We start from the raw sequence: 13,093 nt of genomic DNA, 5'->3' as shown, positions 1-13,093 counted from the left end.
CGGAGCTTGTCATGTCGCCATTGAATCGTCGTCACTTTTTGCAAACCTCGGCCGCTGGTGCGGGCCTGATTCTCACCGGCACGGCCGCCTCAGGTGCGGTGCAAGGTGCCAACGATCGCGTTCGCATTGCGGTCGCAGGTCTGAATGGTCGCGGTAAGAACCACATCGATGGCTGGCTCGGCCAAGACAATGTCGAAATCGCTTACCTGATCGATCCCGACGAGAAGGTGCTCGCGCGAACGGTGAAAGCGGTTCAAGACAAAGTCGATGGCAAGTTCAAGGTGAAGGGCGTTCGCGATGTTCGCGAAGCCCTCGACGATCCGAATCTCGATGCCATCTCGATCGCCACGCCAAACCACTGGCATTCGCTGATGACCATCTGGGCCGCCCAGGCCGGTAAGCATGTCTATGTCGAAAAGCCAATGAGCCACGACGTGCAAGAAGGTCGCGTTGCAGTTGAAGCTCAAAAGAAATATGGCGTCGTGATCCAGCATGGTACGCAGCGTCGTAGCGACGCTGGAATCGCGGGCCTGCACGAAGCGATCCAGGCCGGTAAGTTTGGTCGCCTTAAGATTTCGTATGGTTACTGCTGCAAGCCACGTGGCGGCATCGGCAACAAGTCGGTTTCGCAGTCGCCGGAACAACTCGACTGGAACTTGTGGCGTGGACCAGCGGAAGTCGCCGAGTATCACGGCAACTACCATCCATACAATTGGCATTGGTTCTGGCAGACTGGCAACGGCGACTTGAACAACCAGGGAACGCATCAACTTGATGTCGCTCGCTGGGCGATCGATACCGACCAGACGCATCCGGTTCGCGCGATGGCGATCGGTGGTCGCTTCCAGTGGGACGATCAGGGTGAAACCCCGAACACCATGTTTGCCATGGCCGAGTACCCGAACGGTCAGTACGTCTTCTTCAACGTTCGTAACGTTAACTACAAAGGTTACGAACACCAGGTCGAGAACGAGTACTATTTCGAGGACGGCGGGCGTATCATTCGTGGCGTCTATTATCCGAAGGGAAGCGACAAAGGGGAAAAGGTCAAAGTCGCCCGAGGCAACGTCACGCCGGGCGGCAACTGGGGGAGCTTCATCTCGGCTGTGCGGGCAAACGATCCAAGCATGGCCAATGGCAACGTGAACGATGCCCACTACGCGTGTGTGTTGGGTCACTTGATGAACAACTCGTATCGCCTGGGGGAACAAGTTCCGTTCAACGCCAAGGCAGGCAAGTTCGGCGACAATGCCGAGGCGGCCGAGCACTTCGGCCGTCTGCACGAGATCATGGACAAGGGTGTCGGGGTGAAGGACAACGAAAACTACACCGTCGGCCCGACGTTGACCTTCGATCCTGAAACGGAAAAGCACGTCGGAGACCACTCCGAAGCGGCCAATTCGTTGCTGAAGGATAAGAATCGCAAGGGATTTGAGATCCCCGAAATTGCCAAGGTGTAAACCGATCGCGATCGACTTACAATGCAAACCAACAGGCAGGCGCCGAAGCACTCCTTCGGCGTCTGTTGTTTTAATAGACCCTATCGATTGAGATCTCTGATGAAACGTTCGCTAGTCCGTTGGTTTGCTGTGACCTCTGTCGCTTTGACTTTGGGACTGCCAGGTTTGCAGGCCGCCGCACCAGAGAAGAACGAAACGCTGATCGCGGACTTCGAAGGCACCACTTACGGCGATTGGCAAATCACTGGCGATGCCTTCGGAACCGAGCCTGCTGCTGGCACGCTGCCAGCGCAAATGGACGTGAGCGGTTTCGCAGGAAAGGGGCTCGTCAATTCGTTCCGTGGTGGCGACAAGACCACCGGCACGTTGACGTCGCCAAGCTTCACGATCGAACGACCGTTTCTCAACTTCTTGATTGGGGGTGGCGGCTACCAAGACGAGACCTGCATGAACTTAATCGTCGATGGCAAGGCTGTCCGAACCGCGACCGGTCCCAATCGGCGACCTGGCGGGACGGAGCGTCTGCAGCCGGTGCACTGGAATGTTGAATCGTTGCAAGGCAAACAGGCCACGCTACAGATAGTCGACAACCGAACTGGTGGCTGGGGGCATATCAATGTCGACGACATTTGGCAGAGCGAAACAAGTCGCGGGATTCCATCCGACGAGATCTACCAGCAGCCGAACATGCAGACGTTTCCCTCGTATGGCGACGTTGGCTACGACCAAACCTATCGGCCGCAGTTTCATTTCACTTCGCAGAAGAACTGGCTGAACGATCCGAACGGCATGGTTTACTTCGATGGCGAGTACCATTTGTTCTTCCAGCACAATCCGCACGACACCGTTTGGGGCAACATGACCTGGGGGCACGCGGTGAGCCCTGACATGGTCCACTGGAAGCAGCTTCCCCATGCGATCTTGCCGTACGACGAAGGCACGATCTTCTCTGGCACGGCGGTGGTCGATCACAACAACAGCCTGGGCGTTCAACAAGGCGATACCAAGACGCTGGTCGCGGCATTCACGTTTGCCCGCAGTCCGTTCTATCAAGCGATTGCTTACAGTACCGATCGTGGCCGGACGTTTCAGCTTTGGAACGAAGGGAAAGCAGTCGTGGAAAACCAAGGCTACGACGCTGGAGAACGTGATCCCAAGATCTTCTGGCACGAGCCGAGTCAGAAATGGGTGATGGTGCTGTGGGTGCAACAGGGGAAACCGGGACGCGTGCTCTTCTTTCAATCGGACGATTTGAAGTCGTGGAAGGAAGTCAGCCAGTTCGATCGCGACTGGGTGTTCGAGTGCATGGACCTGGTGGAGTTGCCGGTCGATGGCAATCCCAACGACAAACGCTGGGTGTTGTACGACGCCAGTTTTGAATACGAGATTGGCAAGTTCGATGGAAAGTGTTTCCTGACGGATGAAAAGGTCTTGCGGGGCGACTATGGACCGAACTTCTATGCCGCCCAGACGTTCAACGATAGCCCGGACGATCGAACGGTCATCGTGGGGTGGATGCGGGGCGAGAACGTTCCTTTCCGCCGCGAGCGAATGCCGTTCCACCAGCAGATGAGTTTTCCGCAGACGATGCAGCTGAAGACAACGGCCGACGGCGTGAAACTGTTTCGCTGGCCGATTGAAGAAATCAAAGAGCTTTACCAGAAACAAGTCACGCTTGACAACACAACCGTCGCTCAGGCCAACGAGGCACTGAAGGATTTCTCGGCCGATCTGCTGGATATCTCGATCGCGTTCGAGGCGAAGGCTGATACGACGTTGACGCTCGATGTTCGCGGGCAGACGATCACGTATCGCAACGGCATGCTGCACTACCAGAACGCGACGATGCCAGCCCCAGTGATCGACGGCCAAGTGCAAGTACGCGTGCTGGTCGATCGCGCTTCGGTGGAACTGTTTGTGAACAGCGGCGAGTTTGTCGCAACGTTCAACGCCGAGATCGATCCGCAGAATCTGTCGGTACACCTAGGCGGTTCTGAAAAGACTGCGATTTCCAAGTTGGAAGTGCATCAGCTTGGCTCAGCCTGGAAATAAATCGGCCAGGCCCAGGGCCTGATTTTGTGCGGAAATTCACAGAGTCAAAAATCGTGACAATTTGCTTGCTTTCGATGGTGTGAGTTCTACACTAAGGGTGGCGGCAGAAAGAAATGCCGCAACATCACACCGTCGAAGGAACCAGGTTATGTTGGGGATTAGCTTCATCAAGGCGCCGCCATCCACGCATGTCATGCTCTTCCGTGGTGGCAAGGTGGTATGCGAAGGGGCAGGGCTCTCGTTCTTCTATTTCTCGCCTAATTCCACCCTGGTTCAGGTACCGATCGCCAGTATCGATGTGCCGTTCGTGTTCAACGAGGTGACGTCTGATTTTCAAGACGCCACCATCCAGGGCGAGATGACCTTCAGAATCAACAACCCCAGCAAGCTGGCAGGGCTGCTCGACTTCAGCACCGATGCCTGGGGACGTTATCGATCGGACGATCCGTCGAAGCTGAACGATCGCTTGATCCACACTGCCCAGACTCTTGCCCGGGCTTTCACATTGAAGAAGACCCTACGCCAGCTGCTGGTCAGCAGCGACGAGTTGGTCGCCCAGGTATTCGCAGAGTTGGCGGAATCTTCGGCGGTTGCGATGTTGGGTGCCGAGGTCTTGTCGCTATCGGTCTTGTCGATCAAGGCAACCCCGGAGATGGCGAAGGCCCTGCAAGCCGAGGCTCGCGAAAAGCTGCTGCTGGAAGCGGACGAAGCGATTTATGCCCGCCGTAATACGGCCGTCGAGCTCGAACGTCAGATCAAAGAAAACGAGCTGAACACCGAGATTGCCGTCCAGCAAAAGCAACGTCAGGTTCGCGAAACGAAGCTGGCGGCCGACATCGCCATCGAACAGGAACGTACGACACTCGTCGACCGCAAGATCGACAACGAACGGAAAGAATCGCAGGCCAAGGCTGACGCATTGAAGGCGATTCTCGAACCGCTGAAGGATATCGACTGGCGAACGCTATTGGCAGCATCGCCTGGCGGACTCGATGCCAATCAGATGATTGCAATGGCCTTCCGTGACCTGGCCGACAACGCCGAGAAGGTTGGCAACTTGAACATCTCGCCAGACCTGCTCAGCACGCTGCTGGAACAGCAGCAATCTCCACGACGCTCGAAGTAGGGAGCATGCCATGGGAATTGGTGCCCAGTGGATCGTAGTCGTCACGCGAGAAACGCGGATGGAAGGCTTGAAGCAGCGGTGGGGAACTTCACGCCAGGCCGACTTCCTGATGGAGGCCGCCGTCGAACACGAAGTGGAACGACGCTATCGGAAACGCAAGACGAAGGGCGGTTCGGTCAAGCAGGAAGAGTTCGACCTGATGGCAGGGGACGTCGCCGCTTTGGCGGATAACACCGCTTATCAGCGGGAAGATACCCAGTATCAAGCAGCCGTGCGGGAACTGATGCATCAACTGCGTGATCTCGGTTTTCCGGTTCGGGAAATCGATCGTTCGTACCTGGCCAACTTCGATTTCGGGCGCTGCGTGTTGGTTGTGGTGGTCGGGCAAGATGGCCTGGTGGCAAACACGGCCAAGTATGTTGGCGATTTGCCGGTGATCGGCGTGAACCCGGATCCGTCGATCTACGATGGCGTCTTGCTTCCGTTTCAAGTCGGTCAGGCTCGGTCAATCGTGCAGCGCGTGCTGACCAAACGACATCGGGTCGACAAGGTCACGCTGGCCGAGGTTAACACAGTAACTGGTCAGAAAATGCTGGCCTTCAACGATTTCTATATTGGTTGCCGTTCGCATACGTCGGCTCGGTATACGCTCGATGTCGATCATCAACGCGAGCCGCAATCTTCCAGCGGTGTGTTGGTTTCGACCGGGGCAGGGCTGACCGGGTGGATGTCGTCCGTTTTCAATATGGCGTCCGGCGTAAGTTGCTACCTGAACCAGGGAGAACTCCGGCCGAGCAAGTTCGATCGCTGCGATCCGCAATTGATGTGGGCGGTTCGCGAGCCTTTCATCAGCCGTCATTCAAGGGCCGACCATGTGATGGGAATTCTTTCCCGCGAAGAGGAACTGGTGATCGCGTCGCAGATGCCGACCGAAGGGGTGATCTTTTCGGATGGGGTCGAGAGCGATTATTTGGAGTTCAACAGCGGCAACATCGCGACGTTCAGCGTCTCGAAACGCCAGGCTCACTTGGTGGTCGGATAAAAAAAGTCCCTGCCAGAAGGAATCTGACAGGGACTTTGGTTTTCAAACGAAAGGATGGGCAAGGACTAGTTCTTCTCGAACAGTTTGTCCTTTTCATCGCCGCCTGCCAGGACGAAGGCCGCCAGATCGTAGATCTCTTCTTCGGTCAGCCAGTTCATCATACCACCCGGCATGATCGTGGTCGCCGTGTCCGATTGCTCTTCGATATCATCCTTCTTGATGATGGTTGGCTTCTTCGGATTCTGTGGATCGGTGATCAGGTGGATCTCGTCAGGGCGATTGGCAACAATCATCCCAGAGATCACCTTGCCATCGATCGTCAGGATCGTCTGCATGCGATACTTCTGATCGATCACCCTGGCAGGGTCAACGATCGATTCGATCACATGTTCGGCGGTCTTCTTCTTGGAAGGAAGTTCGGCCAGGTTCGGTCCGAAGTTACCACCACTTTCACCGATCTGGTGACACTGGGCACAACCAAGTCGATTGAAGTAGACCTGACCGACCGCGAAGTTACGCGGAGCAGCAGCCACCTTCTTTGGATCGAGATCGGCAGCTTTCCATTCTTTAACGAACTTCGGCACCCAACCATCCCCGGTCGATTCCAATGGTTTGCGACCATCTTCCAGTGGGTACTTCGCCATCAGGTCGTTGACCGCCCAGAAAGTGGCGTCGCCACGATCGATCGCGCGGATCTTTTTGACCTGGGCAGCTTCGACTGGCTTGGCCCGGTTCGACCACGAGTTCCGCACGTAGGTCAGCACCGCGGCAACTTCTTCATCGTTCAGAAGCTGACGGAAACCGGTCATCGGCGGCAGTGGCGGCGAGCTGTAAACCTTCCCCTTCACCTCGATCGTGCCATGCATCCCGTCCAGAACGAGAGCAATCAAACGATCTTCCGAACCGGTCGCCCACAGGCTGCCATCGATCGGTGGGTAAAGGTTGGGCATCCCCTGGCCATGCGGCTGATGGCAAGTCGCACAGTGGCTTTCGCGAAGGAAGATCTCCTTACCCATGGCCATCACTTCCGGATCGGCTTTCACAGGAATGCTGTTCCGCAGGTTCACCAACTGCTTTTTTATCGAACCACGATCGGTGGCCATGTTGCTGACCAGCAATGCTTCACCCAAAGTCAAAAGCTGAGCATACTGTGGGGCCTGCTTTTCGACCGGCGAAGCTTCGCTGGCGGTGGTTAGCAGGGCCGAAAGCACGGCTGCTTGGGCACTTGGATCAAGTTGCTTCGCGACTTCACCCGCAGGCAGCGTTGCCAACGCTTCCAGACCGACGGCCTGTGGACCATCGGACGTGGCCAACTTGGCGAAGTCGGCGATCTTTTCGTCTTGGTGACCTGGCCATGCGGTAATCGCGCGGATGGCGGCAACTTGCAGGTCTGGCTGACCAGCGGCTTGCAGCGACGAAGTTGGAATGACCTGTTTCTTGAAACCGGGACCTTCCCACGACACTCGCAGGCCATCGTCGCCACCGTTGTCGAAGTAGGTGACAACCAGTTCGTGCGGACCTGGCGTCAGGGTGACCGTGCCACCCTTTTCGACCATGCCATGCAGACCGTCGTTGTTGACCAACAATGAACCGTTCAGATAGAGACGCGAACCGTCGTCCGAGACGATATAGAACTTGTACTCACCTGGTACCGGGGCAATGATCGCTGCCGTTTGCTTGGTGGCAAACTGATCTTTGCGGCCCTTTGGCACGTACTTATTAAAGTTATCCATGTGACCCGAGAACGTTGGCTTGACCGCGTTCAAGGTTTCGATCGCCACGTTCTGAGCTGGGTTCGGCTGATAGTAGTCGAACGCAACCGCTGGGCCACTTCCCATCGAGCCCGCGTTTTCAGGACGCAGACCGCTTGGCAGCTCGAACATCAACGGACGAATCTTCGCATACAGCGGAGCAGCCTCGGCCGTAGTGCCGACGTTGGCAGCAACCTGTAGCAGATCGGCCATCAGGGCAGGGGACTGCAACGCATGATCCCAGGCCGCTTCGGCACCGCCGCTGGCGATCCAGCTTCGATAGACAGCTCGACGAACGACAGGCGAGGCGGTTGTCGAGGCGAGCTTAGCCAGCAACTGCTGCGATTTGGTCAGGTCTTCCTTTTTGCTGGCGGGAAGCATGCGAGCCAGTTCGTTCAAGCTTGGCAGGTTCTGGCTTTCGGCAGTCGAAATCCAGGCCACCAGCTCGTCGATCTGCGAGCGATTGTTCTTCGGAGCCAGCGTGGCCAGAGCTTCCTGGCGGTATTGAGCTGGAATGCCAGCTCGGCTGAGGATCGCAGCGTAAACCTCGTCCGTACGATCAAGCTTCAACAGCAAGTCGGAGCTGGCCTTTTCCAAGGCGTAGCTCGTCGCGGCAGGCGAAAGCTTGCGGCCAGACTTGATCGCCTCGGCAATCATCCTGTCGACATCGATTCGGCTTTGAGCGTACTTCAAGACCGAGGTTAGTTCCGGATCCATCTCGTGCGTGGCGGCTTCGAAGATGACTTCGGCCGAGGTGGCACCTGGGAACTCGACTGCGGACTTGATCGCTTCGGCACGAACCAGTGGCGACTTGTCGCTGGCGGCAGCCTGCATGGTGGCTTCCCACCCATCGACCGAACCGGCCCAGTGACCGAGCGTACGAATCGCCGCGGCACGGACGCGAGGTTCGTCGGCCTGGGCGACCAGCTTCACCAGGTTCATGTTCGGCAGGCGATGTTCTTCCAAGACCCAAAGGCACTCGAGCATTGCTTGAGCGTCTTCAGGATTGTGGATGTCCTTAGAGGCGACGAAGGCTTCAACGGCCGCTTGCACTTCTTCCGAATCACGACCGCTGAGCTCGATACGAGCACGGTAACGGGTCGCGTTTTCTTTGGCGTAGAACGCTGCGAGAACTTCCGACAGCGGCTTGTCCTTCAGCCGGACTGGCGTGATCAGCGGACGATCTTTGGCCGTCACGCGGAAGATGCGTCCATGCTGATGATCTCGGTTCGGGTCACGCATGTTGTGCTGCATGTGCCCGATCAAAGCATTCGCCCAGTCGGCAACGTACAAGGCACCATCGGCACCGATTTCGACGTCACTGGGACGGAAGTTCGGGTCGGACGACACGAGGATCGGATCGACTTCCTTCGCACGAATATCGGCACCGTTGTATTCGATGTCGTGATTCAGCACGCCGAGGAAACCGATGCAGTTACAGATCAGGAAGTTGTCCTGGATCTCTTCGGGGAAGTGGCTACTGGCCAGCAGACCGGTGGCGGCGACAGGACGCACGCGTTTGTCGAACCACTGCTTGTTGCCGATGCCTTTGCCAATGTTCACGTACGAACCGGTTCCGGTGGTGCCGTCGTTTGCGAACTGATAACCCCAACGATCGAACACGTCGCCGTGTGGATTCGGGCCGATGGGATAGTGGAATTCCATTTCAAACGTGCGCGGATTGAAACGGTGCACGCCCGTCTGCGTCGAACGATAGGTTTGCGTTGGCGTTTCCATGGTCGCCACGTTGAACACGCCACGCGACCAATAGATCCAACCGTCGGGACCCAGCACCATGGCGTTGGCCGAGTGATGCGAGTCCGCGCTCGAGAGACCTTGCAGAACGCGAATCTTAACGTCGGCTTTCAGGTCGCCGTCGGTATCTTTCAGGAACCATAATTCCGGCAGGGCTGCGACCAGCATGCCACCACCCCAGAACTCGAACCCAGTAACGCTGTTCAAGCCATCGGCAAAGATAACGCAGCGATCGGCGACACCGTCGCCGTTATCGTCGGGCAAGCAGACGATACGGTCGGTGCGTGGTTCGGTTGGATTCCAGTGTGGATAGCTCGGCCAGACCGAGGCGTACATGTGGCCATTCGGATCGACGGCCAATTGAACTGGGTTGATCAGTTCCGGGAACATCTCTTCGGAAGCGAAGACGTTGGCTTCGAGCCCTTTGTACAGTTCCAGTTTCTTCAAGCCTTCTTCGGCAGTGCGGTACGAAAAACTACCGTCGGCCATGTCCCCTTCGCGGTTCGACTTGACGACCAACTCTTCAGGAATGTTGTCGTCTTTGACTTCGAGATCACCCCCTTGGGCAATCGCCCACACGCGAGCATCGCGGTTGGCAGTCATGACGTCGAAGATTTCCATTTCACGCAGCATCACGTCGGCGTTCGACTGACCGAACCAGGCCAGCTTCGAGCGTCCACCGTAAACGTTGTAGCCGTCGACCACGCGGTAGCGGCTGAACCAGTAATAGTTCTTTTCCAGCACGGCGTCGCGCAGCTTGGCGACTTCAGGCGTGTCACTGGCCGGGGCTGCCTGGCCAAAGAGTTGCGGCACGATGACTTCCGCGATCGCCTTGTTGCCGTGATCCAGCAGGTGGATGCCGTTCATGGTGAGCGGTTTTTCCGCGTCGGCATAAAGCTTCTGCGAAGGGGAGAATAAGTCGACGAACAGAACTCCTTGTTCGTCGCATACTTCCTTCATCGCTTCAGTGTAAAGCTTCAGGTTCGGATTGTTTTGGGAACCATCTGGCAGGTGGCGACTGTAGAGATTCTCGTGAGCGATCGGCGAGAACATCACGATCTTCGGCGCTGACTCTCCGTTGTACTTCTGTCCCTTCATGCCTGAGATGACTTCGGCCAGGTCCTTCTTAAAGCCGGCAACACCTTGCGGACCTTTGAAGGCTTCGTTGTAACCGAAGAAGGCGAACACAACATCGGTTTCATTTTTCGTCAGCCATTGATCAGGGCTACCGAAGTTATCTTCACGAGGGCGAAGTTTCAGTTCGTCGCCCGAGAAGGCCAGATTGCGGAACGTCAGATTCAGTTCCGGATGCATCGCCTGGATGTAGGTTTCCAACCAGCCATGATGTTGCATACGATCGGCGGTCGTATTGCCGATGATGGAAATGTGGTCGTCTTTTTCGAGCTTGAGGGCCTGAGCGTTCGCCAGGGCGACCCAAGCAAGGCTTAGGCAGACCGAGAGCGACAAAATCGTTTTACGCATGGGATCCTAAGGTTCTAGAAGGGGAACTGGGGGGAAGGTTGTGGGGAATGGAATTGAACGGGGCAGTTGCCCGGTGCCAGTGATTCGAATCGCCGGCAGAGCACATGATGGGTTGGAGGGAATTGGTTACTGGAAGTTGCTTCCAGCTTCATAGGCCTCGGCAATCTCGTCCGCCGAAAGGATTCGGCTGAACAGGGCGATCTCGTCGATGCGGCCTCGTAGCTCGCGGCCATAAACGACTTCGCCTTGGTTATTCACAAAGCCCCACGCCCCGATCGAGCATGGGCCATAACGCAGCGGAATCGTCGAGTCCCAAGCCACCCGGCCGACCTCTTTTCCGTCGATGTAGTAAATGGACTCTTTCGCGATCGAATCGAGCTGGGCCGCGACGTGCGTCCAGCGATTACGGGGCAAGGCGGCGCGGGAAGTGAAGTCGTACATGCCACCCAGGCCCATCCGCAGCGAACCACTTCGAAGCAAGTTCCAGTGATGTTCGCCACGCTCGAAGCCGATCGTGTTGAACACCGTTTGCAGGGCCAGGTCGTAGCGGTTCATCTGCACCCAGGCCATCATTGTGATCTGGTCGTACTCGCCAGGAATGTCGAGCTCGATCCGGTCGCCAGGGTTCTCGAAGAGCATTGCCCCCTTTTCAGGCCAACGCCCGGTCGCCCAGATGCCGCTGTTCAAATGGCCGTCTTGAACTACGCTATGTTCGGCGCGATTGGTGACGTTATTGCTTTCGCGCGAGTCGGTTTCAAAGTCGAAGTAAAACAGAGCGGCCGGATCATCTCGCAGACGTTCGCTATAGTCGAGCCAACGCTTATAGCCGATCGACATGCTGGTCGCGAACGCGTGGTCATCAGCAGCGATCGTGCGACGCTGGTCCTGGGCATTCCAGGCCAAGGCCGAGTTTTCCGTCAACAGTTCCGGCGGCAGGTCTTGTTCATGCAGGCGGACTTCACCGGCGAAGACGTGCAGTTCCTGGTTTTGTTGGTCGTCGACCACAACTCCAAACTCGGTGCCAAGATCTTCGACGACAAGTTTCGATGTTTGGATAACGAACCCATGACCCGTTTCCGGCACGATCGCTCGGGCCCGGCCATGTTCCAGATGCATATGCAGAGGATCGACTACCTTGAAGCGGGCAGGGCTTTCCACGGAAACCGCCACGCCATTATCGAAGCCGAGCGTGATTTCTCCTTCGGCCAGATGATAGTCGCCTGGCAGGAACTCCCCTTCCTTCGGTGCGAAGCCTTCTTCAAATCGGTAGGCATGACCGACAGCCAAGCGGGCGATCACATTCGGTGGGGTGATGACTTCCGGTTCCACCGCTTCGGGCTGAACCGGTTCTGGTGGATGGGGCGTTTCCACGGCGATCTCAGGCGGAGCGTTGCTATCGCCGGGCCAGATCGAATAGCCAATTGCGATTCCAATTAACAGGGTCGCTGCGATGGCGAAAACCAGTTTCGGCCAACTGGTGCCGGTGGATGGGGAAGGAGTCGTCGCGACCGGTTCTTCGCCGCTCGCTTCGTAACGAAGCTCTGTTTCAATATGGGCAGCCATACGGAAACGACGACGAACCGCAGGATCGGCCTTCAAGGCGTCGATCAGGGTGGCTTGTTCGGTATCGGATAGCGAATTGGGATCGAGGAAATAACGCTCGATCAATTCCGAGATCGGGTCAGGCTGGTTCTCGCTCACGTGGCGGCTCCTACCTGAAGGCGGACGCAGTCATGCAGCTTCGACCGCAAGCGGCCCAGGCGTTTGTAAAGGCTGTTGGCTGTTTTGCCAGCGGCTTCCGCAATTTCCTTCACGGCGTCGTCCCGAGTGTAGGGGGCCAGCAACAATCGCTGGTGGTCTGGGGAAAAGCGTTTCAGGCACTCTCGCACGGCCGAGCGCTGTTGATGCACGAACTCGGCCGGATCATCTTTCGATTCCACCGCGATCAACGACACCAGGTCGTCGTCCAACAGCAACCGATCACGGCTACAACTGCGGCGGTACTTCAGCACCTCGAATCGAAGGATCATGCGGGCCCAGGGAATGAATTCGTCGTCTGCCTGAAGCTGATCGATCTTCCGCCACATCACGAGGCTGGCTTCCTGAATCACGTCGTCCACGGCGTTCCAATCCGGCAACGCTGCCCGGGCGATGCCAGCCAGCTCGCGTTCATGCTTCAGGAATAGGGTGAGGAATCGATCTTTGTCCACGACAGTCGTACCTAAATTACGTAGCTATCCAGGAGCATACTCCCAGCGGTCCCGGAACCTGCCGCGAAATCGGAACATTTTTGATCTGAAAAATAAGTTGGCAGGTTCTTGGCAGATCGGGAGTAGAATGGCAGAGCTCACCTCAATTCGCTCAGAATTCTCGAATGGGAACCCCACCTTGAGTGTACTCCATTTTGGGCAAAAAGCCTTAATTC

Annotated in this window: 7 protein-coding genes; 4 read left to right on the top strand and 3 right to left on the bottom strand. The window is 56.8% G+C overall.

Translation table 11 applies throughout. From position 1 onward, the window contains the following. Positions 1–11: 11 nt before the first annotated feature. The 4 genes from AB1L30_RS27245 (at position 12) to AB1L30_RS27230 (ending at position 5,680) form a co-directional block, all read left to right on the top strand. Entirely contained in the window at positions 12–1,460 is a 1,449-nt protein-coding gene (locus AB1L30_RS27245) for a Gfo/Idh/MocA family oxidoreductase (protein ID WP_367017779.1), read from the top strand. Positions 1,461–1,559: 99 nt separating this feature from the next. Continuing rightward, positions 1,560–3,512 carry a glycoside hydrolase family 32 protein gene (locus tag AB1L30_RS27240; RefSeq protein WP_367017777.1) on the top strand — a complete coding sequence of 651 codons (1,953 nt, stop codon included), beginning with the start codon at positions 1,560–1,562 and terminating at the stop codon, positions 3,510–3,512. A gap of 148 nt (positions 3,513–3,660) precedes the next feature. Next, entirely contained in the window at positions 3,661–4,638 is a 978-nt protein-coding gene (locus tag AB1L30_RS27235) for an SPFH domain-containing protein (RefSeq protein ID WP_367017775.1), read from the top strand. A gap of 10 nt (positions 4,639–4,648) precedes the next feature. Further along, the gene (locus AB1L30_RS27230) at positions 4,649–5,680 is read left to right on the top strand and encodes a hypothetical protein (protein WP_367017773.1); all 1,032 of its coding nucleotides are present in this window, start codon (positions 4,649–4,651) and stop codon (positions 5,678–5,680) included. A gap of 65 nt (positions 5,681–5,745) precedes the next feature. Here AB1L30_RS27230 and AB1L30_RS27225 read toward each other — a convergent pair whose 3' ends face one another. From AB1L30_RS27225 to AB1L30_RS27215, 3 genes are all read right to left on the bottom strand, one after another. Then, the gene (locus AB1L30_RS27225) at positions 5,746–10,668 is read right to left on the bottom strand and encodes a c-type cytochrome (RefSeq protein ID WP_367017771.1); all 4,923 of its coding nucleotides are present in this window, start codon (positions 10,666–10,668) and stop codon (positions 5,746–5,748) included. Between the two features lie 126 nt (positions 10,669–10,794). Next, on the bottom strand, positions 10,795–12,369 hold the full coding sequence (locus tag AB1L30_RS27220; protein WP_367017769.1) for a LamG-like jellyroll fold domain-containing protein: 1,575 nt from the start codon (positions 12,367–12,369) through the stop codon (positions 10,795–10,797). After that, the gene (locus tag AB1L30_RS27215; protein WP_367017767.1) at positions 12,366–12,878 is read right to left on the bottom strand and encodes a sigma-70 family RNA polymerase sigma factor; all 513 of its coding nucleotides are present in this window, start codon (positions 12,876–12,878) and stop codon (positions 12,366–12,368) included. The genes AB1L30_RS27220 and AB1L30_RS27215 overlap by 4 nt, the downstream gene beginning before the upstream one ends. Between the last annotated feature and the right edge of the window lie 215 nt (positions 12,879–13,093).

The organism is Bremerella sp. JC817 (genome assembly GCF_040718835.1).
Taxonomy (GTDB): domain Bacteria; phylum Planctomycetota; class Planctomycetia; order Pirellulales; family Pirellulaceae; genus Bremerella.
Note: the sequence above shows the minus strand (reverse complement) of the source record. Positions and strands in the feature narration are given on the sequence as shown.